The sequence below is a fragment of the Streptomyces capparidis genome (assembly GCF_054782095.1).
In genome coordinates, this window is sequence record NZ_BAAGTD010000004.1 from 131,755 (window position 1) to 157,538 (window position 25,784).

Genomic DNA, 25,784 nt, shown 5'->3' on the forward strand with positions numbered 1-25,784 from the left:
CCCCCGACCCCCTCGACGACGCCCGGCCGGGTGACCGGCTCAATGGCCGGCAGTGGTCGCAGCCGCTGGACGCCCCGGCACACCGTGGCCGGCGAGCCTCCGAACAGCGGCGCGAGCCGCCGCGACCGCATCGGGGGCCGTCCCGCAACCGGGCGCGCGGGGCGTCAGCCGGCAGCGATGACCTCGATCTCGACGAGCCAGTCACTGTCGAGCGTCGTCGCGACGATCGCGGTTGTCGGGACACGCCTGCCGCCGAGTGCGGCCGTGCGGGCGGCGGCGTTGGCCTCTGCGTGGGCCGGGTCTCGCAGGTAACTGGTCAGGCGCACGATGTTGTCGACGGTCATGTCAGCCGAGGCGAGGATGGCGCGGATGTTCGACCAGATCAGGTCGAGCTGTTCCTCCAGGCCGGTCCCGGGCCTCCCGGCGGGGTCCAAGCCCATGGTGCCGGCGACGAACAGCAGTCGCGTGGCGCCTCGGACCTCCATGGCGTGCACATAGTCGTCGGTGGCCGCGTAGACGCCTGCGGTCGGGTTGTGGGGCACGAGCTCCATCGACTGCCTCGCTCTCTGGACGGACGGCTGCGGACCGATCATCGAGTGCTCGCAGGACGTAGGGGAAGCGATTTGCGAGCGGGAGGACGGCGGTGCCGGTCCGCCCATGGGCGGTCACCAGCAGCACCCGGTCTTCCACGGGAAGCTCCCAGGGGCGCCCCCGGCCCGGTTCCCCAGCGCCCTCACGGCGCACCTCGGCCACCAGCCGAGCGCATGTCCGTGGGCTCAGGCGCGACGAGATCGCGACACGGCCTTGCAGGCACCGAATGGTCCGTCCCCGCCCGAGGCCGCTCCCACCACGGCGACGCCCGCACGTCGTCGCGAGCCGAACCCCGTCGGCGCCAAGCGGCCTTGCTGCCTCGCGCGGCCGAGCGCCACCAGCCCACGGCCCCACCGGTCCGGCGACCGGAGGTGAGGATCGCGGCGGGCACGTCGTCGCCGTCACCCCCACCGCGGCGGCACCCGACCGCGGTGGAAGCCGGTGCGCGCGCGTGCCGCGGACTGCCAAGCCCCGGGCCGGGGCGGCCGGTGGCACGGCCACGCGGCGGCTCCCTGCCCGTCCGGTGCGGTATCCGGCGTTCCGGTGCACCTCCCGCAAAAACGCGTCAAACGGGGGGCGGACGTGCCCGTTCCGCGGGACCATGCGGGCATACCGACGCGCCACGACCGACCGGGGGCCGCATGCACACGCTGACGACGCAGGAGGAGGCGGCGGACCACGACCGTCCCCGCCACCCGGGTCCCGCCCCCGCCCAGCACCCGGCCGCCGCCCCGCACCCGGGGCCGCCGTTGTCCCCCCAGGCCGTCCTCCGGCTCCAGCGCCTCGCCGGCAACCGCGCCGCCCGCACCGTCGTCCCGCCCCCGCGCACCACCGTCCCGCCCGCCCCGGCCGCCCTCGCCGTGCAGCGCTGCGGCCCCGTGCCCTGCGACTGCACCGAGGAGGAGCGCGCCCGCAAGGAGGGCGCGGCCGTCCAGCGCGACTGCGATCCCACGGTCGCGTCCTGCCCGCCCGAGCAGGGCGCACCGCCGGAGATGTCGGCCGTCGACACCGAGACGGCCCTGGCGCTCGCCGAGATCGACGCGCGCGGGGCGCTCGCGACGCCGCGCTCCCCGCAGGCGCCACCGGGGGCACGCCCCGCGCTGTCCGTGCTGCGCTCCGACGGGCAGTACGCCGTCGCGGCCACCGCGGGCCTGGGCCTGGTGGCCTCCGGCGGGGGCGGCGTGCAGCGCGGGCTGCTGGCGTCGGAGGCGCTGGCCGCCGAGGGCACCGCGGCGGCCCAGGGCCTGGCCGCGGCGCACGGCGCCCGCACGGCGACGGCGGCCGTGGTCGAGGGCTCTTCGCTCGCCAGGACCCTGATCGCCGGGGGCGAGACGATCCTGGCCGTGGAGGCGGCAGGCGCCGGCGAGGTCGAGGCCGCCGCCGGGCCTCCCGGATGGGTGATCGGCGCCGTGGTCCTGCTCGCCGCCGGCACGGCGATCGGCGTGGGCTACCTGCTGCTGCGCGACCCGGCGACGGCCCCTCAGGCGTCCGCCCAGCCCCAGACCTCCCCGCAGACCTCCGCCCAGCCCCAGGCGGTCTCCCGGCGCCACCCCAACCAGACCTGCGACGACTCGGTGCTCGACGCCCTCCAGGCGGAGAAGGACCGGATCTGCAACAGCATCCCCGGCACCAGTTGCAGCCCCAGCAAGGTGAGTCCCAAGCGGCTGGCGCGCACCCCCTGCTCGGAGATCCGCCTGCGCATCGCCGCCATGCGCGCCTGCATGGCGATCCGCCAGCGCATCCAGGACGAGTGCTTCGGCGGCCGCCCCGACCAGGCCCACCAGGACGCCATGGACTTCCTGCGCAACGGCATCAACCACTGCCTGGCCCTGGAAGCCCAGAACTGCGCCCCCGGCCACCCGATGGCGGGCCGGTGAACAGCGACCGGAACGGTGCCCTGTTCGCGGCCGTCGAACGCCACGACGCCGACGCCGTGGCCGCGCTGCTGCGCGCCGGCACCGACCCGGACACACCCCGGGGCGCCGCACCGCACTGGCGCCCGCTGCACGCCGCGGTCGAGGAGCTGGAGCACGCCGGCCCGCTCGACACCCTGGTCCTGCTGCTGCGGGCCGGCGCCGACCCCAACGCCTGGGACGGCGCCCACGACGCGACCCCGCTGCTCATGGCCTCGTTCCGCGAGCAGCGCGAGGCCGTGCGGCTGCTGCTCGCGGCCGGGGCCGACCCCGGCGTCACCGGCGCGGAGGGCGACACCCCCCTGGTGTGGTGGACGGCCCTGGGCGACACGCGGACAGCGGCCCTGCTGCTGCGCTCGGGCGCGCCGCCCGACCCGCCGGGCGGGCTCCACGGCATGACGGCCCTGGGCGTGGCCGCCCGCAACCTCGACATCCCGATGCTGCGCCTGCTGCGCGCCCACGGCGCCGACCCGCACGCCCGCGACGCCGACCGGCTGACGGCGTACGACAGACTCCCGGAACGCGACCCCGACCACCCCTCCCCCTGGGAGGAGGCGGCGGCCCTGCTCACCTGAGCGCCCGCCCCGGGGCGGGCGCGGGCCGCCGTACGTCCGGGCGTGCTCCGCCCCCGCCCCCGCCCCCGCCCCCGGTCCCGGGACCGGCCGTACCCCTGGTCCACGTCCGCCGGGTGCCGTCCGCGGCGCGCGTTCCGGTCGTACGCGGCCCAGGCGACCCCGGCGCCCCGGCCGCCGCCTCACCGCCGCGGGACGCCCTCGGGCGCGGTGCGGGACCTGCCCGGGGGCTGCGCCGGCTCCTCCCGGGCGGTGGACGGTTCCACGGAGGGCGTCGTCGCCCTGTCCACGGGGCCGCGGCGCGGGTCGGACGGGCTGCTCCGGGGGTTCTCTGCGGGATGGTCGCGCCCGGGGGACACCGAAGGGGAGGGCGGCGGGGCCGGGGGAGCGCTCGCGGCCGGCGGGACGACCGGGACGGGCGGGGAGGCCGGCGCCTCGGACCCCGCCAGGCGGAACGGCAGGGCGACGAGGACGGCGACCGCGCAGGACAGGCCGACGCCGGCCGCGGCGCGCAGCAGCCGGCGGCGGGCCGCGCCGCGGCGGATCGCCTCGTACCGGCCGGGGGGCGGGACGAGCAGGACGGGGGAGGGGCGCAGGAGGGCGGCGAGGGGGTCGTCGGGTTCGAAGTCCGGACCGCGGTCAGAGTGTGTGGTCACAACTTCTCCCTAGATGGGCGCGCAGCAGCTCCCGGGCCGCGTGGAGGTCGGCCTTGACGGTCCCCTCCTTGCGCCCGGTCAGCTCGGACACCTCCCGGATCGGCATGTCAGCGTAGTAGTGCAGCAGGATCGGGACGCGCAGCCGCTCCGGCAGCGACTGCACCAGCAGCCGCACCGACGGGTCGGCCGGTTCGCCTTGCGGGCGGACGGCGGCCTCGGTGGTGGCGCGGCGCACGGCCCTGCGTTCGCGCTCCAGCCTGTGCCAGTGGTCCCGGACGAGGTTGGCCGCGGTGACGTACAGGAAGCCCCGGGGCTCCGCCACGGCCGTCCAGCGGGCCCAGAGACGGGTGAACGCCTCGGAGGCGATCTCGTGGGCCGTCTCGTCGTCGTCGACCAGACGGCGGCACCAGCCGGCGAGGCGCGGATACAGGACGGCGAACAACTCGGACGCTGCCTTCTCGCGGGACCGTTTCAACGCTCTCCATGTCGTGGTGCGGGTCGCGGCAGGTGTCCCGGGCCGCCGGCGCTCGGGGCCGGCGGCTCGGGACACGGGGGTGCGGTCAGGGGCTCGCGGACACCAGCGCGGCGAACACGATCACGTTGTCGGGGTAGCCGTCCCCCGAGCGGTGGCCGCCGCAGGTGATGAGCCGCAGCTCCGGGCGCCCCACGTCCCCGTAGACCGCGTCCGTCGGGAAGTCCGCCTTGGCCACCGTCCGCACGGCGGTCACGGCGAACTCCGCCTCGGTGCCGTTCTCCAGGCGCGCCGTGACCCGGTCGCCCGGAGCCAGCCGCGCGAGGTGGCGGAAGACCCCGTCACCGTACGCGCCGACGGTCACATGGCCGAGGATCACCGACGGGCCGACCTGACCCGGCGTCGGCGAGTGCCGGTACCAGCCCGCCAGGTCGTGCTCCACCACCGGCGGCACCTGCACGGTGCCGTCCGGAGCCAGCCCCAGCCGCATGACCGGGGTGTCCACCCCGATGGCCGGGATCCGCAGCGCGACCGGGACCGAGCGTCCGAGGGCGTGCGCCGCCCGCGCGGGGGTCCGCGAAGGCGGGCGCGCGCTCCCGGAGGGCGCGGTGGGGCCGGCCCGGTGGCCGCCGCAGCCCGCGAGCAGGCAGCCCAGCGCCGCGGTGGCGAACGCGCGCCTGGAGGGCGGGGTCATGCCCCGCTCGCCCTCCGGCGGCGCACGAGGACGACGGCCGCGCCGCCGACGGCGAACGCCGCGGCGGCACCCCCGCCGACCAGCCCGTCCGAGCTGCCGGACGAGGAGGACACCGGCGCCACACCCGTGTCGGGCGCCCCCTCCGGCACGACGGTGACCTCCCGCGGGGTCCGCGTGTCCTCCCTCGGCGCCGGCGACTCGTCCCTCGGCGCGGTGCGCTCGGCCGGGGCGCTGGGGACGGGGGAGGGCGCTTCGGTCGGGGCCCGCTCGGGCCCGGTGGACGGGGCGGCCGAGGGTGCCTGGGGCGCCCCGTCGGCGAACGCGGGCACCGCGGTCGCCAGCACGGCGGCGCACGCCAGTGCCGCGGCGGCGAGGACAGTTCGGCGCATGAATCGCTCTCCTTCGTCGGTCCGCCCGCCTGCGAGACCCGGCGGGCTGGGTCGTGGATCGAGGGGAGAGACAGGACAGCGGGGGAGCAGGTTGTAAAGAGATGGCAAAACCGCTGGGCTCCGGCGCGCGCCCGGGAGCCCGGCGCGGTCACCCGGCCGGGCGCGCGCCCGTGGAAACCGTGGTGGGGAGCGGGGAAGGCGCCGGGCCGCCGCCGACCCCCGTGAGGCGGTGCCGGCCTGCGCCGGGGACTGCGATGCCGGCGAGGATGCCGAACGGGACTGGATGGCGCGCACCGGCTGCTGGTCCCGCACGGTGCCGTGGTTGGCCCAGGAGGAGTCGGCGTCGGCGATGTAGCTCTCCCACCACCCGTCGTCGCCGTGCCAGTTCGCCCGCTGCCCCTGGAAGTTGTCGTGTTCCCAGGCGCAGAACTGGCCGGACGGGCAGTCGGCCGCGCCGGCCGGCGCGGCGGCGGCGAGGCTGCCGGTGAGGACGAGGAAGGCCGCGGCGGCAGAGGTCCGAGGTCTCCACCGCGCCACGCCCCGGGCCGGCGCCGGGCGGCGCACGCAGCCCCGCCCCGTCTTCGACCGAGGGCCCCGACGTCACAGTGTGCGTTCAATCGATGACTCAACGGAGTAGTGTACGTTCGTACGCTCTGCCTGTACGCTCCCGCGCATGACTGTTGACGCACCGCACCGGCCTGTCCGGATCGAGCGGCGGGCCCGCATGGCTGTGGGCGTGCTCTTCTTCACCAATGGCGCACTGTTCGCCAACCTGGTGCCGCGCTACCCGCAGATCAAGGCGGACCTCGGCATCGGCAATGCCGCCTACGGACTGGCCGTCGCGGCGTTCCCGGTCGGCGCCATCGCCGCCGGGCTCGCAGCCGGAGTCGTCATCCGACGGCTGGGATCGGCGCGCGCCGCGGTGCTCACCACCCTGCTGACCGGACTGTGGACCCTCGCGGCCGGCCTCGCCGACTCCGTGGCCCTTTTCGCGGGCGCTCTCCTGCTGGCCGGTGCCTCGGACGCCATCACCGATGTCGCCCAGAACGCCCACGGCCTGCGGGTGCAGCGGCGTTACGGGCGGTCCATCATCAACTCCTTCCACGCCGTCTGGTCCATCGGCGCCGTCACGGGTGGCGCCATGGCCGCCGCCGCCATCGCCCTGGACCTGTCGCGCGGGCGGCACCTGCTGATCTCGGCGGTGCTGTGCGGCACGGCGGCCTGTGTCGCGTTGCGGTTCTGTCTGCCGGGCCACGACGACCCTGCGCAGGGCGCCGAGTCCGAGGCGGACCCGCGCAGGGACCGGCGAGCCGGCGCCGGGCCGCGTACGGGATGGGTGCTTGCCGCGCTCGTCGTCATCGCCACAGCGGGCGCGCTCGTCGAGGACGCGGGCAGTTCCTGGGCCACGCTCTACCTCTCCGGCTCCCTGCACGCCTCGGTCACCATCGCGGCCTGCGGTTACATCGCCCTGGTCGGAGCGCAGTTCGTCGGCCGCCTCCTCGGCGACCGGCTCGTCGACCGGTTCGGCCAGCGCGCCGTGGCCCGCGCCGGTGGGCTCGTCGCCGCGGCAGGCATGGGCCTGGCCCTGGCCGTGCCCACCGTGCCGGGCACGGTCCTCGGCTTCGCCGCGGCGGGCTTCGGCGTGGCCACGCTGGTGCCGGCGGCGATGCACGAAGCCGACGAGTTGCCCGGCCTCAAACCGGGATCGGGACTCACGATCGTCTCCTGGCTGATGCGCATGGGTTTCCTGCTCTCCCCGCCGGTCGTCGGGCTGGTCGCCGACGCCACCAGCCTCCGCGTGGGCCTGCTGGTGGTGCCCCTCGCCGGCCTGCTCGTCATCCTGCTGGCCGGAGTGCTCAGCAACCGCCGCCCGTGACTCCTCCGACACCGGACCGGCACACCACACCCATGAGCGTACGAACGTACGCTCATGGGTGTAGGCTCGCTCCATGGCGACGGACCACTGTGCGGACGACCCGGGCACGAACCCGGCGCGCACGGAGGCGGGCGTTCCCCGCGTCGCCGACGACCCCGGGACCGCCCACCGCCGGCGACGGGCCGCGCGTCCGCCCGCCCGCCACCGGACCGCCCACGCGGGAAACGCCCTCTAGGTTCGTCCCCATGGCCACCGGACACACCGACCCCCAGCGGCGCGAGCGCATCCTCGCAGCCACCCTCGACCTCATCGCCGAGGAGGGCATCGCCCACGTCTCCCACCGCAAGATCGCCAAGCGCGCCGGCGTGCCTCTGGGATCGATGACCTACCACTTCAGCGGCATGGACGACCTGCTGCGCGAGGCCTTCGGCCGCTTCACCGACCACATCGTCGCCGTCTTCGACGCCCACCTCACCGCCCCCGCCGACCCAGGACAGGCCAGAGAGGCCGTGGCCGACCTCGTCCACGCCCTGTCCGAGGGAAGCCAGCGCGACCTCGTGCTCGCCCAGGAGTTGTACACCCTCGCCGCCCGCCAGCCCTCCTACCGCGAACTCACCCACGAATGGATGCGCCGCAGCCGCGTCCACCTGGAGAAGCACTTCGACCCCGACACCGCCCGACAGCTCGACGCCCTCATCGAGGGCCTGACCCTCCACCGCGCCCTGGCCACCGAGCCCCATGACCGCGCCCTCACGCTCGAGGCCATCGCCCGCATCACGGCGACCTCCGGGCAGGCCCCCTGACTCAAGTCACCGCTGCTTGGCCGTGCACGGCGCCCGGGCGGCTGTCCGCGCGGGCCGCCGCGCGGACCCGTTCCGGGCTCGATGGCCCGGTTCCGGCCACCGCGCGTCTGCATCGGCACGTGCACCCGCCTCGCGACGGCACGCTTTCCGCCGGGATGCCACATCCCACCCGAGCCTCGCGGAGTTCGCGTTCCTCCGGGCACGCGGACCGCACCGGCAGCTACGGCGCACGGCGCGATGACAAGCGGGTGCGCACAGGAGCGACCGGCGCGGCGGCGGGGTCATCGGCTGCTATCGGGCGCCATACCGAGCCTGGCCGGGACAGGCGTCCCTCATGACGCTCGCGATCGTGCCCGAGTGGTGCTGGGACGGAACGGCTGGCGCGCAGTCGGAGGCGGCGGTCGTCGTGGAGGGTGCGCGGGTGTCGTTCGTCGGCGACCGCGACCGGGTGCCGTGGGAGGCTGAGCGGCTGGCTCTTCCCGGGTACACCCTGATGCCGGGCCTCATCGACTGCCATGTGCACCTGGTGGACAACCCGGAGGCCACGGACGAGGACGTGTCGGTGTCGATGGGCCGGCGGCTCGCGATGGTGCTGGCGGCTCTGCGCGCCGTGTTGGACAACGGCTTCACCACGGTCCGGACGATGGGCTCCGCCCTGCCGGTGCCGCTGGAGCTGATGGTGCGCGACGCCGTGGAGGCGGGGCTGGTCCCGGGGCCGCGGCTGGTGGTGGCTCCGCACCTGATCTCCGCGCGGGGCGGTCACGGGGACCACAGTGCGCAAGCGGGCGGCTGGCCAGGGACGGAGCTGGGGTTCCTGGCCGACGGCGAGCAGGAGATCCTGCGGGCGGTGCGCACCGAGAGCCGCCTGGGGGCGGACTGGGTCAAGTTCTGCGGCACGGGCGGGTTCTTCTCCCCGTCGGACCGGCCGGAGCAGGTGACCTACACCCAGCGGGAGATGGACGTGCTGGTCGCCGCGGCGGCCGATCTGGGCCTGCCGTGCGCGGTCCACGCGTTCGGGGACGAGGGGGTGCGCCGGGCGGTGCGGGCGGGCGCGCGGTCCGTCGAGCACGGGTCGCTGGCCGGCCCCGACACGCTCGCCGAGATGGAGCAGCGGGGGACGTTCCTGGTGCCCACGCAGAGCGTCCTGTTCGGGGCGCTGCGGGCGCTGGACGACGACGCCTACTGGAGCGGCCGCCCGGACCAGGCGCGGGAGAAGTTCCGGGCCTGCCGCGACCGGCTGCACGACGGGGCGGCGGCGCTGTGCGCGAGCGGGGTGCGGATCGCCTACGGCACGGACGCGGGCATGCTGCCCCACCGGGACAACGGCGAGGACTTCGTCACCCTGGTGGAGAACGGGTTCGCCCCGCTGCGGGTGCTGCGCGCCGCCACCAGCACGGCCGCGGAACTGCTGGCCCTGCCGGACGTCGGGCGGATCGCCGTCGGCGCCCGCGCCGACCTGGTGGCGGTACGGGGCGATCCCTTCACGGACATCACGGCGATGACCCGGGTCGGCCTGGTCGTGCGGGACGGCGAGGTCCGCAAGAACACCACCGGTCACGGGCGGCGGCGCGGGACGGGGGGCGACCCGTGACGTACCGCCCGGGCGGGCCGGCGCGCGTCCGGCACCCGGCCCGGGGCGCCGCGGTCCGCGCGCCGGGGGAGCCGCCGAGAGGACCGGCGGGCAGTCGCTGCCCGCTCCCGGGTGGCCGCACCCGCGCGGGCAGCCGGGCGCGCACCAGCGGCCACCCCCCGCACACCCCCGGCCGTCCGCTCCCGAGGAGGAGACGATGAGCGAGGACACCCCGCCCCCCGCCAGCGACGTGCAGGCCGACTTCCCCTTCGACTACGCCGCCCACGTCGCGCGCGACCGCGTCGGACGGCTGCCCGCCGAGGCCGCGGGAGCCCCGGTCGCCGTCATCGGCGCCGGCGGGGCGGGGCTCACCGCCGCGTACGAACTGCTGCGCGCCGGATGCCGACCGGTGCTGTACGAAGCCGAGACCAGCCAGGACGGGCCGGGCGGACGCCGCCTGGGCGGGCGGATGTACTCGCGCCGGCTGGACCCGGCCGACAGCGCCGTGGTGGAGCTGGGCTGCATGCGCTCCCCCGACTCGGCGCGGCTGCTGCACCACTACGCCGACGCCTTCGGCCTGCACTGGCTCCCCTTCCGCGACAACTACGCTCCCGCCACCCCGCTGACCGTGCTGCACCTGGACGGCGTGCGCTACGACGTGGGCCGGATCACCGACCTGTACCCGCACCACGAGCCCTTCCACCAGGCGCACACGCGCTGGACGCGGGCCCTGGAGGCCATCGGCTTCTTCGCCCTCCAGCGCGACCTGGCCGCCCGCGACCGCGCGTCCGCCAGGAGGCGATGGAGCGGGCTGGTGCACCGTTTCGCCGGATGGACCTTCCACCGCTTCCTCACCGACCCGGACGGCGCCGGCCTGGACGGCGGGCAGGCCCGTGTACTCGGCGGCGCCGGCATCGGCCCCGTCGCCTGGGACGTCTTCTTCCACCTGGCGTTCCTGGACATCGTCCGCGTCCTGCTGGCCAGCGAGGGCGGGACCACGCACTATCCGCGGGAGGGCATCAGCGCCCTGGCCGAGGGCTTCTGGTCCCACCACGTGACCGGGCCGGACAGCCGCACCACCAGCCTGGAGGAGGCCAACGGCGGGACGGTGCGCCCGGCGGTCACCGCCCTGGACATCCCCACCACCGCCGGCGGGCCCGTCACGGTGCACTGCGCGGACGGCCACGCGGAACGCTTCCCCGCCGTCGTCTTCACCCCGCAACTGCACATCCTCGAGACCGCCGTGGACGTCCGCTCGGCCGGCCCCGGCTCCTCGCCGTTCGGGCCCCGCCTGTGGCGGGCCGTGCGCCGCCTCAACTACTGGCCCTCCTCCAAGACCGCGCTGGTGACCCGCACCCCCTTCTGGGAGGGCAGCAGCCTGGACGGTGTCACCCTCACCGACCGCCTGCCGCGCGCCAGCTACACCGTCGACTACGGGCCGCCCCGCGCCGAGGGCGGCGGGACGAGCGTGTTCGACCTCAGTTTCACCTGGGCGCAGGACTCGATGAAAGTGGCCGCCGCCTCCCTGGAGGAACGCGTCGCGGTGTTCGTGCGGGAGCTGGCGGCGATCCACCCCGGGGCGGCCGGGCGGCTGCGGGAGGCGGCCTCCACCGGCCGGGCGGTGACCGTCTCCTGGGAGAACGAGCGCCACTTCCGCGGCCAGTGCCGCTTCTCCCGCCCCGGCGAGCACCAGTACCAGTGGGACCTGTTCGCCCACTCATGAAGGACTTCACCGGCACGCCCGCCATCCCGGGCGAACCGCCCCACGGCCTGTTCCTGGCCGGCGACGACACCGCGTGGACCCCGGGCTGGCTCGACCACGCCATGGCCTCCGGCCTCAACGCCGCCTGGGGAGTCCTGCGCCACCTCGGCGGAAGCACCCTGCCCGGCAACCCCGGACCGGGCGACATGTGGGACGACCCCGACTACCGGCCCCTCACCCTGGAGCACTGACACCTCCGGACCCGACCACCCCCGGCCCCCGACCCCAGACCCCCGACGCGAGACCCCTGCCCCAAGACCCCAGGAGAACCGCTGTGCCCACCACATCGTTCATCGACGCCACCGGCGTCAACGTCACCGAACACGTCAACGCCAACGAGGTCCTCGCCCTGGCCCGCCGGGGCGGCGTCGACACCGGCCTGCTCAGGCGGTTCGCCCTCGCGGAATTCCAGTCGCAGGAAGCCGAGATCACCACCTACGGCATGCTGCTCTCCCGCTTCCCCCACGAGGTGCCCGGCGGGTTCTTCGTCTTCACCGCCAACGAGCTGATGCACGCCCGCCACCGCATGGTCAACGGCGCCTGCCAGGCCCTGGACCTCACCCCCGACGAGATGCGCCACGCCCCGATCGCCCCGGTGGTGCGGCGCTTCACCGAGTAAGGGGGTACCGGGATGGAGGGGTCGAGGTTGTCGGCGGGGACCGGGGGGCCGTAGGTCTGTCCGACGGGCAGGGCACCCGCCCAGTACCGGGAGGCGATGTCCTCCGGGGTCTCGTCCCTCGGCCCGCCGTGGCGCACCTTCGCGGACACCTCGTTGAGGTCCAGGCGCAGCACCCCGGTGTAGGACAGCTCCTTGTCGCCCGGGCGGCGGGTGTCCCCCCAGCGGCCCGGGACGACATGGTCGACCAGGCAGGCCAGAGCGGCGTACCGGTCCTTGTCGTCGGTCACGGGGTGCAGATTGCCGTGGACGACGACGGACCGGTGATTGACGGTGTGCTGGAACGCGGAGCGGGCCAGCACCAGGCTGTCGAGGAGGGTGACGGTCAGGCACACCGGCAGGCCCCCCGTCCCGGAGCGCGCCGCCAGCTCGTACAGGCGCGCCTCCCTCGCGCCGTGCAGGTAGAGCCGATCACCGGTGCGCCCGTAGAGCGTGGGCAGCACCACCGGGGCGCCGTCGCTGACGAACCCCACGTGGCACACGAAGCCCTCGTCGAGGATCGCGTGCACGCCGCGCCGGTCGTAGCGGGCGTTGCGGGACAGCCGCTTGACCTGGGTACGCGCGGTGGGTCTCCAGGGATAGTCGTCCGGCTCGAGAAGGGGCATGGCGGTCTCCGCGGGTCTGCGCAGGGTCGGTCCTCCCGCCACGAGCGTGCCCCGGCAGCCGCCGGGCCGCACGCGCGCCCGCCGCCGTTCGGCGCAGCGAGCAGTACGGCGTCGTCCGCGCCACCACGGGCTCCGGCCGGGACCGCGGCCCGCGGCCCTCGCGTGGCCGGGCCGCCCACGGTCCGTGGTCGCCTGGCCTCCAGCGCACACCGCGGGAAGCGCCAGGTGCGAACACCCGGGGCTGCCAGGTGACCTCGCCGGCGTGGCCTGCGCGTCGTGCCGATCGGAGGGCCCCATGCCCCGCTTGCTCCCGCGCTCGCTGACCACCGCCGCTGCCACGCTCGCGGCCGGCGCCGCCTTCACCGCCGCTTCCGCGGCCCGGGCGGCCGCGATCGACCACCAGTGCGGCATCTTCCTCGACCTGATCGACGGCCGTGTCATCGGCGCCGACTGCGACGCCGCCTGACCACCCCACCGCGCCCCAGGGGTGTTCACGATCCCATCCGCCCGGGTGGGGTCTGCCGTCGGGCGCGGAGCCGTCCTCGGCCTCGGAGTGGGGCGGCGCGCCGTCGCCGGTCCCGGTCACGCCGGGGTGGGCGGCAGGGGGAGCGGGAAGAGGAAGGCGGTGTTCGGTGGGGCGGTCGACCCGGGGGCGCGGTAGTCGCCGAGGGACCGCCCGCCGCAGGCCGTGTAGTAGGCGTGCAACCGGGGCCTGCCCGCGGAGGTCGCGCACACGGCGCGCTCCACGTCGTAGGCGCCGAGGAGGTTGTCGAACAGGCGGCGGCCGGTGCCGGTCCCGCGCCAGGCCCGGCGCAGCATGAGTTCGCGGAACTGGAGGGTGCGGGACCCTGTCTCGGCCTTCACGTCGGCGGGCGCGGGGGTCAGCAGCCCGTCCCACCAGTCGGTGTCCGCGGGCAGGGGCCAGCCGTAGCCGCATCCCACGGGTTCCTCCCCGTGGTAGGCGATGACGCACGACCAGCCGGGGATCGCCGTGTGGGCGCGCGGTACCTCGGCGAACCGCTCGACGGTGGCGGACCTCGGGACCCGCAGGCCCTCCTCCAGCATCCCGGCGTAGATCACGACCAGGGCGGGTCGCACGGCGGGCGCCTCGTGGGCGTCGTGGTGTCGCACAGTGATCTCGGTGGTGGGCATGCGGAACTCCTGCAACACGGGACTCCTGGAAGGGACGTTCACCAGGCCAGGGCCGTGTAGGTGATGGCGGGGTAGGTCGCGGTGAAGGCCCACACGAAGACGTTCAGCCCCATCACCGCGGCGCAGACGAGGTGGAACAGCACGCCGCCGGCCAGCAGCGCCGGCAGGGCGGCGGACGGGGCCAGGAGGACCAGAGGGAAGCAGGTCTCGGCGCAGATGACGCCGCGCGAGGCCCACGCGGCGGCCGCGGGATGGGCAGTGCACCACACGGCCGGGCGGGGGCTGCCCCAGGCGCGGGTGCCCAGGATCCCGGTCAGCCCGCTGCCGTCCCGCCACACGCGTGAGGCGGCCTTGTAGATCCCGGAGGTGAAGTACGCGACGACGGCCTGGCCCGTCAGGAACCACAGGCCCAGGCGCATCACCCCGGGTGTGGGGTGCGCGGACGTCAAGGCCAGGGCCGTGAACGTGATCGCCAGCAGGTGGTCGGCGCCCTCGGATCCCGACGGGCCGCGCACCATCCACAGCACCGAGGTCACGGCGACGGTGCCCAGGGCAGCCGTGTGGGGCGCGCCGCGCAGCGGCCACACGACGACCGCCAGGGCTGCGGCCATCCGCAGTCCTTGCAGGACCAGCACCCTGGGATGGGCGAACACCGCGTCCCCGCAGGCGGCCCAGCCGCGTCCGCGCAGGCGCAGCAGCGGCCAACCGGCCAGCGAGGTGTCATCCGTCAGCGCCGGGCGGGCGAGGAACTCCGCGCAGGAGATCACTGCGCCGATCCCGGCGAGGACCTCCACCCACCGCAGGGCCGTCTCGGCGCCCAGGGTCACCGGCGGACCCCTTCCGTCTCCGTGGCCGCGGCCGCGCGGCCGGGCAGCGGGTGCCACCGGGACAGGAACCGTATGTCCGGCCGGTCCTCGCCGTCGGAGCAGCGCGAGTGCGAGTGGGCGATGAGGAACTGCACCTGTGTGTCGGGTGGTTGTGTGCCGGGCGGCGGGCCGGAGCCGGTGACGGCCGCGACGGCGTGGTTGAGCAGCAGCAGGTAGGGGACGGACAGCGCGGTCGAGGCCGCCTCGCACCGCGGGTCGATCCTGCCAGGTGGTCGGCGAGGTCGGCCATCTGCTTGCACTCCCTGCGACCGGGGTTCCACACCCAGTCCCACCGGGTGCGCACCGGCTCGCCGGTCAGCTCCCACCAGGGGCCGGGGCCTCCCCCCGGACCCCGCAGCCGCACCAGCAGGTGCGGGTCGGTGGTGCCCGGGACCGGGGCGAAGAAGTTGTAGGCGGGGAGCAGCAGACGCACAGGCTCGGCCGACAGTGCCTTCCTCACCCGCGGAACGGCCTCGCCGAGCTGGGCCACCACCGTCAGCGCCAGCCACAGCGCGAACAGGGCGGCCAGCCCGGCCTCGTACGGATCCATGGTCCGGCGCCCGGAGCCGTCAGCCCCTCAGCGCCCGTGCCCTGGCGGACATCAGTTCCGTCACCCCGGCCTGCTCGGGCCGCGCGGGCGCCGCGCCCGGACGCAGAAAGCGGTCCTGGCCCTCCCAGTAATCGAAGCCATCGAGGAGGAGGTCGCGCACAGGACGGCTGTCCAGGCGTATCGGCTCCGGGTGTGCTCCGACCGCGGCCGCCAGGGACCACGCGGTCTTCCCTGCCATGGTGAACAACTCCTTCCGGGTACTCGACGCCCCGTCGCCCTTCACGACGGGCGGCGTCGGCGCAAGGGGGGCGGGGTCGAGGCCGGGCGAGGGAGCCGCGGACGGCACCCCGTCACGCGGCCACGGCCACCCCCTGCTCACGTCCCACTCTCCGACCCGGGCGCTCACGCCACATGTCCGCCTAGGCCGAACGGGTGACCGAACGAGTGGCGTTCATTCGGGTGCCCGGGTGCCCGGGCACCCGGGTGTCGGGGCCGGGGTCTTCCGCCCGCCCGGCCCGGGGTGTCCGGCGGCCCGCGCGCAGGAGGCCAGGCAGGCACGGAAGACCCGGACCAGGTACGCGCCGGTGATCGACCGCGGGCCGGGCAGGTCGCCGACGGCGTTCAGCAGGTTCGTCCGGTCGTAGGTACGGCGCTGCCCGCTCGCCCCCAGCAGGAACCCGCCCTGCTCCACGGCCATGGACTCGTACGGGGTCGGCGTGCGCAGGGAGGGCACCACCACCACCCTCAGATTCGGCTGGACGGTCCGCAGCGCCTGCTTCACCGCGGCGAGGGAGGTGTTGCGCGGGTGGGTGACGTGGACGGTCGTCACCCCGGGGAGAGCCGCCGCGGCGTGGGCGGCGGCCACCCGCGCCATGGCGGTGGCGGCGTACTCCACCTGGATCACGTTCGCCGACCCGCGGGGGTCGCCCTGGATCCGGAAGAGCCTGCCGCCGCCGGGCAGCACGCCCTCGCTGATGACCGACTCCAGCGGACCGGCGTCCTGGGCGCGCAGCGTCCGGTCCCCGATCCGGTACAGCGCGGCGGCCGGCTGGTCCCGCACCCCGGGCGGGGCGGCGCGGTCGGTGACGAGCAGGGAGGGGCGCAGCACGGTCACGGCCCGGCCGCGGTGCTCCGCCCAGGAGCGGACCAGCCGCTCGGCGGTGTACTTGGTCTCGTGGTAGTACGTGGCGAAGCCGTGCTCCTCGCTGAGGTCGTCCTCCATGACCCGGCCGGTGGCGCGCCGGCCGGCGACGTAGGCGGTGCTGACGTGGACCAGCCGGGCGCCGGGGAGCTCGTCGGCGAGTTCCAGCACGGCACGGGTGCCGCGGACGTTGACGCGGTACAGCGCGGCCGGGTCGCCCTGGAGGCTGGTGTCGGCCGCCAGGTGCCAGACGGTGCTGACGTCCCGTGCGAGGAGGGCGCGGTCCTGCCCGGCCAGGCCCAGGCCGGGCGCGCCGAGGTCGGCCGTGACGGGGCGCAGGCGGTCGAGGGCGCCAGGGGGCAGGGCCGGGTCGAGCCAGGACACGGCGGCCCGTACGCGGTCGGACAGCTCCTCGGGAGTGCCGCGGCCCAGGACCGCGATCGTCTCGCCGCTGTCCCGGGCGAGCAGTTCGCGCAGGACGCGGCTGCCGAGGAATCCGGTCGCTCCCGTGAGCACTACAGTCACGTCGGGCTCCCGCGGGGTGAGGCGGCACGAGGGGGAGTGGGCCGGACGGCGGTGCGGAGGGGACGGGCCGTGGGCGCGCCCCGCCGGGGCGGCGGCGCCCGAGTGGAGCGGGGAGCGCCCGGCGCGGCGTCCGCCGACGTGCGTCGCGGCGTCCAATGGCATGGATTGCCAGGCGCCGCGCCTGCCATGCGCCGCCCCGCGTGAGTCCTCCGAACGGGCGACCCGCGAAGTATGCGTCCGGTTTGTTGCTCATATCACATGCTTTGAAGTAGAGAATCACTGCTTGGTGTGACTGTCCGCGCGGACGCCGTGGGTAGCCCGTTCGGGAAACCGCTCCACCGGAGGGAGGCCGCGCGTGAAGCGGAACCGGAAGGGCACGGCCGCGCGGGAGCCGGTCGCCATCGTGGGCGCCGCCTGCCGGCTTCCCGGGGGGATCAGCGACCTGGACGGGCTGTGGCGGGCGCTGACGGAGGGCCGGGACCTGGTCGGGCACGTGCCGGAGGACCGTTTCGAGACCGAGCGATTCGTGGACACCTCCCACCCCCGGGCCGGCCGCAGCTACACGGCGGCCGGCGGGTTCCTCGATGACGTGTCGGGCTTCGACGCCGCGTACTTCGGCATCTCCCCGAAGGAGGCCGAGCACATGGACCCCCAGCAGCGGCTGCTGCTGGAACTGGCCGCCGAGGCGCTGGACGACGCCGCCGTCGATCCGGCCACGCTGGCCGGGTCCGACACCGGGGTGTACGTCGGCATCTCCGACGCCTCCTACGGCGCTCTTCAGATGATGTCCCCGCGCACCGTCGGCCCGTACACGATGTCCGGCGCGGCCCTGTCGGTCGCGGCCAACCGCGTCTCCCACGCGTTCGACCTGCGCGGCCCCAGCCTGATCGTCGACACCGCCTGCTCCTCAGCGCTGTTCGCGCTCGACGCCGCCTGCCGCTCCCTGCGCGAGGGCACCAGCCGCACCGCCCTGAGCGGCGGCGTCAACCTGCTGCTCAGCCCGTACCACTACATCGGGTTCTGCCAGGCGGCGATGCTGTCGGTCCGCGGCAGGTGCGCCTCGTTCTCCGCCGACGCCGACGGCTTCGTACGCGCCGAGGGCGGCGGCCTGCTGGTCCTCAAACGCCTCACCGACGCCCAAGCCGACGGCGACCGCGTGCACGCCGTGATCCTGGGCACCGCCACCAACAACGACGGCAGGACCCTGGGCATCGCCCTGCCCAACACCGCCGCCCAGGAGGAGCTGCTGCGCCGGGTCTACGCACAGGCCGGCGTGCACCCGGACGAACTGGTGTACTTCGAGGCGCACGGCACCGGCACACCCGTCGGCGACCCCATCGAAGCCCACTCCATCGGCCGTGCCCTGGGCATCCGCCGCATCACCGGCGACCTGCCCATCGGGTCCGTCAAGACCGCCATGGGGCACCTGGAGCCCGCCTCCGGCATCGCCGGCCTGTGCAAGGCACTGCTCGTGCTCCGCCACGGCGTCGCCCCGGGAAGCCCGCACCCGCTGCCGCCGCACGGGGACATCGACTTCGCCGGGCTCGGGCTGAGCCTGACCGGCGAGACACGCCGCCTGCCGAAGCGCGAACGGCCGGTGGTGGGCGTGAACTCCTTCGGTTTCGGCGGCGCCAACGCCCACGCCGTCCTCGCCGGCGCACCACCCCGCGACGACCCGCCGCCGCCCGCGGCGCCGCCCGAAGGGCTGCCGGTGCTGGTCTCCGCGCGCTCGCCCGAGGCGCTGCGGGAGGCGGCGGCGCGGATGGCCCGGCGCCTGGCGGGCGCGGGGCCGCGGGAGTTCTACGACATCGCGCACACCTCGTGCCTGCGCCGCGGCAGGCACGAACAACGCGCCGTGGCGCTGGCCCGCACCGCCGACGCGGCCGCACGGTGGTTCGCGGGCCTCGGCGCGGAAGACGGGGACGGCACCGGCGACGGCGCGGGCCGCGCGGGAGCGCGGGACGCCGGGGAGGCGGTGGACGAGGCCGTCCCCGGCGCCCGGACCGGGCAGGGCGCCGGGGACGGCCTCGTCCCCGAGGACCCCGAGGACCCCGGCGCCGCCGGTACAGCCGGCACGTCCGCAACAGCCGGCGTCGCCGTCCGCGTCACCGCGCCCGTGCCCACGCCGTGCCCGCCCGCCGCCGTGGGCGCGAGCGCCCGGGCCGTGGCCGGCGGCCACGTGGTGTTCGTCTTCGGCGGCAACGGCTCGCAGTGGCCCGGCATGGGCGCCGACCTGCTCGCCGCCGACCCGGTCTTCCGCGAGGCGGTGGCCGAGGCGGACGCGGCGCTCGCCCCGCTGCTGGGCTGGTCGGTGACGGACGCGCTGGCCGCGCCGCCACGGGCGTGGCGCCTGGCCGCGACCGAGGTGGCCTCCCCGCTGCTGTTCGCCGTGCAGCTCGGCCTGGTGGCCTGCCTGCGCGACCGCGGCGTGGAGCCGTCCATGGTCCTCGGGCACAGCGTCGGCGAACTCGCCGCCGCCCACGTCAGCGGCGCCCTGACCCTGGAGCAGACCGCCCGCGTGCTGGCCGCGCGCGTCCGCGCCCAGGCGGCGACGGCGGGCGCCGGGCGGATGGCGGCGGTCGGCCTGCCGGCCGAGCGGGCCGCGCGGGAACTCGTCCCCTACGGGCGGGCGCTGGAGATCGCCGCGGACAACAGCCCCAAGGACGTGACCGTCTCCGGCAGGGCCGCCGCGCTCGCCGCGCTCGGACGGCGGCTGGCGGCGCGCGACGTGTTCGTCCGCGACCTGGGCCTGGAGTACGCCTACCACAACCGCTGCGTGGACCGCGGGCGCCCGTCGTTCACCGCCGCCCTGTCCGGCCTGTCCCCTTCGCCCTGCGCGGTCCCGCTGTACTCCACGGTCACCGGCGGCCAGGTCACGGGCACCGAGCTCGGCGCGCGGTACTGGTGGCACAACCTGCGCCGCAGGGTGCTGTTCCGCCAGGCCGTGGAAAGCGCGGTCGCCGACGGCGGGGACGTCCTCGTCGAGATCGGGCCCCACCCGGCGCTGCGCACCTACCTGCGCAGGACCACCGCGAGCCGCACCGGCACCCCCTGCGCCGTGGTGCCGACCCTGCACCGCGACGGCGACGGCCCCGCCGAGGTCGCCACCGTGCCCGCCGCCCTGCTCGCCGCCGGGGCCCAGCCCGACTGGAAGCGCTGGTTCCCGGCGCCCGGCCGCGCCGTGGGCCTGCCCGCCCACCCCTGGCAGCGGCAGCGGCACTGGAGCGGATCCCCCCGCTCCTGGGTGGCGTCCAGCGGCGACGGCGTTCTGCGGCACCCGCTGCTCGGGGAGCGCCTGCGCGCGCCCGTGCCGGTGTGGGAGGGGGAGGCCGACCCGGCGCGCCTGCCGTGGCTGGGCGACCACCGCGTGGCCGGGTCCGTGGTCATGCCCGCCACCGGCTACGCCGAGATGATGCTCGCCGCGGGACGCCTGGTCCTGGGCACCCCGGCGGAGGTCCGGCACCTGGGCGTCAGCGGCGCCCTGGTCCTGCCGTGGCCCGACGCCTCCGCCGTGCGCACCCAGGTCAGCCTCGACCCCGAGGACGGGACCTGCCGCGTCACCAGCACCGACGACACCGGTGGCGAGCCCCGCGCCCACGCCAGGGCGCGGGTGCGGGCGCTGCTCGACCCCCGGCCGGCGCCACTGGACCCGGCGGCGCTGCGGGAGCGCTGCACCCGCGAGATCACCGGCGAGGAGCACTACGGGGCCTGCGCGCACGCCGGCCTGGACTACGGCCCGCACTTCCGGGTGCTGCGCCGCCTGCGGACCGGCGACGGCGAGGTGCTGGCCGTGTACCGGCACGAGCGGCCGGGCGGCCCCTACACGGCCCACCCGGCCGTGCTGGACGGCGCGCTCCAGGCCGGAGTGCCGCTGCTGGCCGAGCGGATCGCCGCCGGCGAGGCATGGCTGCCCTCCGGGTTCGGCGCGATCCGCGTGTGGGGCACCCCGGCGGCCGAGGGACTGGTGTGGGTGCGCCTGAAGGCGCGCACCGGGGACGAGGTGTGCTGGGACGTCACCGTCGCCGACCCGGACGGCACCGTGACCGCCCGGCTCGAAGGGGCCCGCCTGCGCCGCCTGGCCGCCCTGCGCCGCCTGCCCGTCACCGTCAGCCGCACGGTGCTGCGCTCCGTCCCGCACGAGGACACCCCGTGCGCGCCGTCCCCGCTGCCCGGCCCCAAGCGGATCCTGGCCGCGGCGGCGGACGACATCGCCCGGACGCGCGCCTGGTGGCGCGCGCACCACTACGACCGGGTGACCGTCCACCAGGGAGAGGTCACCGCCCGGGCCTTCGCCCGAGCGGTCACCGCGCTGCTTCCGGACCCGGCGGCGCCCTTCACGGTCGACGACCTCGTCAGGTCGGGGATGCCGGAGCGGTACCGCGCCCTCGTCCCGACGGCGAGCGGCATCCTGGTACGGCACGGTCTGCTGAGCCGCGACGAGGACGGCCGGCTGCGGCTGACGGCGAAGGGCCGCGGCGCGCTCGCACTCCGGAGCGAGGAACTGCTGGCGCAGGCCCCGGCGTTCGTCACCGAGACAGCCCTGTCCGCCTACCAGGGCGAGCACTTCGACGCCGTGTTCAAGGGAGCGGTCGATGCCGTGGAGCTGCTGGCGACCGACGCCGCGTTGCACGCGGTCGAGCAGGTCTACGACATCGGGCCGCCGTGCCGCTTCCACAACCGCCTCGCCCAGGCGCTGCTGCGCGAGACGCTGCGCCACTGGCCGGCGGACCGGGCGCTGCGCGTCCTGGAAGTCGGCGCGGGGACGGGAGGGCTCACCGCGGCGCTGCTGCCGCTGCTGCCCGCCGACCGCACCCGCTACTGCTTCACCGACATCACCTCCTTCTTCCTCGCCCGCGCCCGCAAGCGCTTCGCGGCCCACGACTTCGTGGAGTACCGCACCTTCGACCTCGACGAGGACCCGGCCGCACAGGGCCTGCGGCCCCGCAGCTTCGACCTGGTGGTGGCCGGCTACTCCCTGCACGCCGCCAAGGACCTCGCGGCGGCGCTGCGGCGCGTCCGCGCCCTGCTCGCCCCCGGGGGCCACCTCCTGGCCGTCGAGCCCCACGACCCGGAGACGCTGCTGCTGCTCTTCGGCGGCCTGGGCAGCTTCTACGGGCACACCGACACCGAGCTGCGGCCGCACTCCCTGCTGCTGCCCCGCGACCGGTGGCCCGCGCTGCTGCGGCGGTGCGGCTTCACCGGTGTGGTCCAGACCGGGGACGACCGCCCGCCCACCCGTGAGCAGTTCTCGGTCCTCCTCGCCGCCGCCCCCCGGCGCCGGGCCCGGGACTGCCCCGCCCTGCCCCCCGGACGCCCCGGCACCGACTACGTCATCGCCACCGAGTCCCACCACGACCGGGGGCTCGCCCGCGCGCTGGCCGATGCCCTCGCCGGCGCCGGCGGCGCGTGCGTGCGCGTCGGACCGGCCACCGAGCGGGTCCGCGGATGGCGCGCCCTGCTCGCCGCACCACCGCGCCACAGGGCGGGCACCAGCGGCGAAGAACCCCGGACACTGACCGTCGCACTCCTCCTCGGCGATGACGACGCCGCGGACGAGGACGGCCTCGTGGCGCAGGCGACCCGCCGCCTGGCCACCCTGCGCGCCCTGTGCGCCGCCGGCGACGACCTGCCCCCCGGGACCGCCGTGAACCTGTGGCTGGTCACCCGGCCCTGCGGAGCCCTGCCCGACCCCGGCGAACCCACCCACCCCGCCGACGCCGCCGCGTGGGGCGCGGCGCGCTGCCTGGCCGGCGAGCGGCCCGACCTGGGCGTCCGCAGGCTGTCGCTGGCCCGCGGCCAGGACCCGGCCGCCGACGCCCGGCGCCTGGCCAGGGAACTGCTGGAACCCACCGACGAGGACGAGATCGTCCTGACCGCCGCTGACCGCTTCGTCCCCCGGGAAGTGCCCTGGACGGCGGCCCGGCCCGCCACCGGCCAGGACTCCTTCGCCCTGCGCGTCCACGACCCGGGCCTCGCCTACCGGCTCGCCTGGGCCCAGACGCCCCGCCCCGAGCCGGGCCCGGGCGAGGTGGTGGTTGAGGTGCGCGCGGCGGCGCTGAACTACCGCGACATCATGCAGTGCGCCGGTGTCCTGCCCACCGAGGCGTTCGAGGGCATCGCCCCCGACTCCGGACCCGGCTTCGAGTGCGCGGGCGTGATCGTCGCCTGCGGCCCCGCGGTGGACGGCCTCGCCCCCGGTGACCGCGTGGCGGGGACCGCCCTGGGCGCCCTCGCCTCGCACACCGTCACCAGCACCCTGGCGCTGCGGCGCATCCCCGACCACATGACGTTCACCGAGGCCGCCACGATGCCGGTGGCCCTCGCCACCGTCCACTACGGACTCGGCCACCTCGCCCGCCTCCGCGAGGGCGAGACGCTGCTCGTGCACGGCGCCGCGGGCGCGGTGGGCCTGGCCGCGCTCCAGTACGCCGGGAAGATCGGCGCCCGGGTGATCGCCACCGCGGGCAACGACGTCAAACGCGCCCTGCTGCGCACCCTCGGCGCCGAGCACGTCCTGGACTCGCGCGGCTTGGACTTCGCCCCGCGGGTCTGGGAGATCACCCGGGGCCGTGGCGTCGACGTGGTGCTCAACTCCCTGGCCGGCGAGGCCATCGCGCGCGGACTGGAACTTCTGGCCCCCGGGGGCCGCTTCGTGGAACTGGGCAAGCGCGACATCCACGACGACAGGTCCGTGAGCCTCCGCCCGTTCGGCAACAACACCGCCTTCTTCGGCCTGGACCTCACCAAGATCCTGGAGAGCGCCGACGCCGACCCCGGACTGCTCGACGAGATCGACACCCTCATCGCCGAGGGCCGCTACCACCCCCTCCCGCACAGCGCCTTCCCCGCCGCCCGGGTGACCGACGCGTTCCGCCTGCTCCAGCACTCCCGGCACATCGGCAAGGTCGTCGTCACCTTCGACCAGGGCGACGAAGCCCCGCTGATCGAACCCCTGCCGCGCCCGCCCCGCCTCGACCCCGCAGGCACCTACCTCGTCACCGGCGGCACCGGCGGATTCGGCGGCGCCACCGCCGAGTGGCTCACCCGCCTCGGCGCCCGCCACCTGGTGCTGGTCAGCCGCCGCGGCGCCGACGCCCCGGAGGCCGCCCAGGTGCGCGCGCGGCTGATCGAGCGCGGCGCGGACGTCGCGGTGCACGCGGCCGACGCCGCCGACGCCGAGGCCATGCGGCGCCTCGTCGCCGACATCGACGCCGGCGGCCACCCCCTGCGCGGCGTGGCGCACTGCGCCATGCACCTGGACGACGCCCTGCTCACCGAGCTGACACCGGAGCGGATCGCCGCGGTCCTGCGGCCCAAAATGGCCGGCGCGGCCGTCCTGGAGCGACTGACGCGCGACCGGGAGTGCGACCTGTTCCTGCTCCACTCCTCCGGCGCCGCCCTCGTGGGCACCCCCACGCAGGCCCCCTACGCCGCCGCCAACCTGTTCCTGGAGGCGCTGGCCCGCGTCCGGCACCGCTCGACCGGCACCGGCACCGCCCTCGCCTGGAGCGCCATCGGGGACGTCGGCTACGTCGCCCGCAACCGGATCGCCGACTCCCTGGCCGTCCTCGGCATGGAACTGCTCCGGCCGGAGGAGGCGTTCCCGGCCGCCGAGCGGACACTCGGACGCGGCGCGGACGTCGCCTTCGTCGGGCGGGGCGACTGGTCACGGGGCCGGGCCCTGCTGCCGCTGGTCTCCAGCCCGCGCATGAGGGCCCTCGTCCCCGACCGCGCCGACGGCGGAGCCGCGACCGTGGAGGACATGCGCCGAGAGCTGGCCCGGATGCCCGGTGAGGAGGCCCTGGCCTTCATCTCCGACAACCTCGCCACGGCACTGGCCGACGTGCTGCACATGGACCCCGGGCAACTGGACCACCACCGCCGCCTGGACGAGTACGGCATGGACTCCCTGACGGCCGCCGAACTGCTGATCTCCGTACAACGGCGCTACCGGATCGAGATCCCGCCCATGGAACTGCTGCGCAGCAAGGGCACCATCGCCGACATCGCCCGCACCATCCACATCCGCCTCGGCCTGTCGGGCCTCCCGGTCACCGCCGACCCCCAGGAGCGGCGCAAGCCGGACAATCCCATGTTCCTGCCGGCCTCGTCCGTCGTCACCTGTGACGGAGCTGAATCGTTGACGCGGACGTGAGACCTGGTTTCGTGCTCCGTGCCATCGTCGTCGGCTGCGCCGTCCTGGCGGGCACCGTACTGCCCGTCGGCACGGCCTGGGCAGGCGGCATCGTGGACGTCCTCGCGCCGGCGTTCCGCAACGGCTGCACCAACCACTACCAGCGAGCCACCGCCCGCGCCGCCGCCACCACGGCCCCCGGCACCGCCGGCGGCAACGCGCTCGGCATCCCGGTCACCACTCCTTTCAACCACTGCGGCGGGGCCGACGCGTCCAACGGAGCCGACCAGATCTACGGCGCCGCGAGAACTGAACTCACCTCGCTCCAAGGAGCTTTCAACGCCCCGTGCACCGCTCTTCCGGCGAAGGTCGACGCGCAATCGGTCCTCGCCCTGGTCAACCTCGGTGTCCAGGACGTCCCCGTCCTCGGCAACCTCCAGAACCAGCAGTGCACGGGCGGCGCGGGTGCAGGGCAGCCAGAGCCCCTGTCCCACCTCCTCGACCAGATCCCCGTCCTGTCATCCAATGGCCACACCACCGGATGAGCGAGCGGTGGCATCTGCCGCATGCGCGCCGGACACCGGCGAAGCGACGAGACCACCGGGGCCACCAGCCTCATCCGAGGTCCGAACACAGCCACTCAGGCGGCCGGGGCCACCCGCACCGCTCCGCGATACGACGACAGGCCCTGGGGTCGTGCGTTGCCGCACTGGTTGCCCCTGCTGCCGGTTCGACGCCACTGTGCCCGGTCCGGACACGCCACAGCGCCCACGACACCCCGGACAGCCCACAGGCGCGGACGGGGCAGGGACACACCTGTCCGCGCCCGTGGCCGCC

At 75.8% G+C, this 25,784-nt stretch carries 21 protein-coding genes and 2 pseudogenes; 10 read left to right on the forward strand and 13 right to left on the reverse strand.

The window, feature by feature from the left end:
- Positions 1 to 23: 23 nt before the first annotated feature.
- A pseudogene (locus tag ACYVO2_RS05350) lies at positions 24 to 122 on the reverse strand (IS5/IS1182 family transposase); the annotation flags it as partial.
- Between the two features lie 42 nt (positions 123 to 164).
- Positions 165 to 551: a RidA family protein gene (locus ACYVO2_RS05355; RefSeq protein ID WP_461006415.1), complete on the reverse strand. Its 387-nt coding sequence runs from the start codon at positions 549 to 551 to the stop codon at positions 165 to 167.
- Positions 552 to 1,232: 681 nt separating this feature from the next.
- Between ACYVO2_RS05355 and ACYVO2_RS05360 the strand changes: the two genes are divergently transcribed.
- Positions 1,233 to 2,468 (forward strand): hypothetical protein, encoded by a 1,236-nt coding sequence (locus ACYVO2_RS05360; protein WP_461006416.1) that lies wholly within the window; start codon positions 1,233 to 1,235, stop codon positions 2,466 to 2,468.
- Positions 2,465 to 3,079, forward strand: coding sequence for an ankyrin repeat domain-containing protein (locus tag ACYVO2_RS05365; protein WP_461006417.1), 615 nt, complete (start codon positions 2,465 to 2,467; stop codon positions 3,077 to 3,079). Before ACYVO2_RS05360 ends, ACYVO2_RS05365 begins: the two co-directional genes overlap by 4 nt.
- Positions 3,080 to 3,258: 179 nt before the next feature.
- Here ACYVO2_RS05365 and ACYVO2_RS05370 read toward each other — a convergent pair whose 3' ends face one another.
- The 5 genes and pseudogenes from ACYVO2_RS05370 to ACYVO2_RS05390 all read right to left on the reverse strand — a co-directional run.
- Entirely contained in the window at positions 3,259 to 3,732 is a 474-nt protein-coding gene (locus ACYVO2_RS05370) for a hypothetical protein (RefSeq protein WP_461006418.1), read from the reverse strand.
- A complete protein-coding gene (locus ACYVO2_RS05375; protein WP_461006419.1) occupies positions 3,716 to 4,207 on the reverse strand; it encodes an RNA polymerase sigma factor in 492 nt (163 codons plus the stop codon). Before ACYVO2_RS05375 ends, ACYVO2_RS05370 begins: the two co-directional genes overlap by 17 nt.
- A gap of 85 nt (positions 4,208 to 4,292) precedes the next feature.
- The gene (locus ACYVO2_RS05380) at positions 4,293 to 4,898 is read right to left on the reverse strand and encodes a class F sortase (RefSeq protein ID WP_461006420.1); all 606 of its coding nucleotides are present in this window, start codon (positions 4,896 to 4,898) and stop codon (positions 4,293 to 4,295) included.
- Positions 4,895 to 5,287, reverse strand: coding sequence for a sortase-dependent protein (locus tag ACYVO2_RS05385; protein WP_461006527.1), 393 nt, complete (start codon positions 5,285 to 5,287; stop codon positions 4,895 to 4,897). The genes ACYVO2_RS05380 and ACYVO2_RS05385 overlap by 4 nt, the downstream gene beginning before the upstream one ends.
- Before the next feature lie 315 nt (positions 5,288 to 5,602).
- A pseudogene (locus ACYVO2_RS05390) lies at positions 5,603 to 5,824 on the reverse strand (peptidase inhibitor family I36 protein); the annotation flags it as partial.
- A gap of 136 nt (positions 5,825 to 5,960) precedes the next feature.
- On the opposite strand from ACYVO2_RS05390, the gene ACYVO2_RS05395 reads away from it, so the two are divergent.
- The 5 genes from ACYVO2_RS05395 to ACYVO2_RS05415 all read left to right on the forward strand — a co-directional run bounded on the left by ACYVO2_RS05395 (position 5,961) and on the right by ACYVO2_RS05415 (position 11,489).
- Entirely contained in the window at positions 5,961 to 7,163 is a 1,203-nt protein-coding gene (locus tag ACYVO2_RS05395) for an MFS transporter (protein WP_461006421.1), read from the forward strand.
- Positions 7,164 to 7,408: 245 nt separating this feature from the next.
- A complete protein-coding gene (locus ACYVO2_RS05400; RefSeq protein ID WP_461006422.1) occupies positions 7,409 to 7,966 on the forward strand; it encodes a TetR/AcrR family transcriptional regulator in 558 nt (185 codons plus the stop codon).
- 334 nt (positions 7,967 to 8,300) lie between these two features.
- Positions 8,301 to 9,557 (forward strand): metal-dependent hydrolase family protein, encoded by a 1,257-nt coding sequence (locus tag ACYVO2_RS05405; RefSeq protein ID WP_461006423.1) that lies wholly within the window; start codon positions 8,301 to 8,303, stop codon positions 9,555 to 9,557.
- Between the two features lie 196 nt (positions 9,558 to 9,753).
- Positions 9,754 to 11,259 (forward strand): flavin monoamine oxidase family protein, encoded by a 1,506-nt coding sequence (locus tag ACYVO2_RS05410; RefSeq protein WP_461006424.1) that lies wholly within the window; start codon positions 9,754 to 9,756, stop codon positions 11,257 to 11,259.
- Positions 11,256 to 11,489: a hypothetical protein gene (locus ACYVO2_RS05415; RefSeq protein ID WP_461006425.1), complete on the forward strand. Its 234-nt coding sequence runs from the start codon at positions 11,256 to 11,258 to the stop codon at positions 11,487 to 11,489. Before ACYVO2_RS05410 ends, ACYVO2_RS05415 begins: the two co-directional genes overlap by 4 nt.
- Positions 11,490 to 11,733: 244 nt before the next feature.
- On the opposite strand, the gene ACYVO2_RS05420 is transcribed toward ACYVO2_RS05415, so the two are convergent.
- Positions 11,734 to 12,579 carry a pyridoxamine 5'-phosphate oxidase family protein gene (locus tag ACYVO2_RS05420; protein ID WP_461006426.1) on the reverse strand — a complete coding sequence of 282 codons (846 nt, stop codon included), beginning with the start codon at positions 12,577 to 12,579 and terminating at the stop codon, positions 11,734 to 11,736.
- A gap of 295 nt (positions 12,580 to 12,874) precedes the next feature.
- On the opposite strand from ACYVO2_RS05420, the gene ACYVO2_RS05425 reads away from it, so the two are divergent.
- Positions 12,875 to 13,045, forward strand: coding sequence for a hypothetical protein (locus ACYVO2_RS05425; protein ID WP_461006427.1), 171 nt, complete (start codon positions 12,875 to 12,877; stop codon positions 13,043 to 13,045).
- 116 nt (positions 13,046 to 13,161) lie between these two features.
- Here the strand turns inward: ACYVO2_RS05425 and ACYVO2_RS05430 are convergent, their stop codons facing one another.
- The 5 genes from ACYVO2_RS05430 to ACYVO2_RS05450 all read right to left on the reverse strand — a co-directional run bounded on the left by ACYVO2_RS05430 (position 13,162) and on the right by ACYVO2_RS05450 (position 16,813).
- On the reverse strand, positions 13,162 to 13,731 hold the full coding sequence (locus ACYVO2_RS05430; RefSeq protein WP_461006428.1) for a GNAT family N-acetyltransferase: 570 nt from the start codon (positions 13,729 to 13,731) through the stop codon (positions 13,162 to 13,164).
- Between the two features lie 38 nt (positions 13,732 to 13,769).
- Positions 13,770 to 14,558 carry a hypothetical protein gene (locus ACYVO2_RS05435; protein ID WP_461006429.1) on the reverse strand — a complete coding sequence of 263 codons (789 nt, stop codon included), beginning with the start codon at positions 14,556 to 14,558 and terminating at the stop codon, positions 13,770 to 13,772.
- The gene (locus ACYVO2_RS05440) at positions 14,555 to 14,857 is read right to left on the reverse strand and encodes a hypothetical protein (RefSeq protein WP_461006430.1); all 303 of its coding nucleotides are present in this window, start codon (positions 14,855 to 14,857) and stop codon (positions 14,555 to 14,557) included. The genes ACYVO2_RS05435 and ACYVO2_RS05440 overlap by 4 nt, the downstream gene beginning before the upstream one ends.
- Before the next feature lie 309 nt (positions 14,858 to 15,166).
- Positions 15,167 to 15,385, reverse strand: coding sequence for a hypothetical protein (locus ACYVO2_RS05445; protein WP_461006431.1), 219 nt, complete (start codon positions 15,383 to 15,385; stop codon positions 15,167 to 15,169).
- 213 nt (positions 15,386 to 15,598) lie between these two features.
- A complete protein-coding gene (locus ACYVO2_RS05450; RefSeq protein WP_461006432.1) occupies positions 15,599 to 16,813 on the reverse strand; it encodes an SDR family oxidoreductase in 1,215 nt (404 codons plus the stop codon).
- A gap of 355 nt (positions 16,814 to 17,168) precedes the next feature.
- Between ACYVO2_RS05450 and ACYVO2_RS05455 the strand changes: the two genes are divergently transcribed.
- Together ACYVO2_RS05455 and ACYVO2_RS05460 are read left to right on the forward strand one after the other, a co-directional pair.
- Complete coding sequence (locus ACYVO2_RS05455) at positions 17,169 to 24,968, forward strand: SDR family NAD(P)-dependent oxidoreductase (protein ID WP_461006433.1); 7,800 nt, start codon at positions 17,169 to 17,171, stop codon at positions 24,966 to 24,968.
- Positions 24,969 to 24,979: 11 nt separating this feature from the next.
- Positions 24,980 to 25,492: a rodlin gene (locus ACYVO2_RS05460; protein ID WP_461006434.1), complete on the forward strand. Its 513-nt coding sequence runs from the start codon at positions 24,980 to 24,982 to the stop codon at positions 25,490 to 25,492.
- Positions 25,493 to 25,784 lie beyond the last annotated feature (292 nt).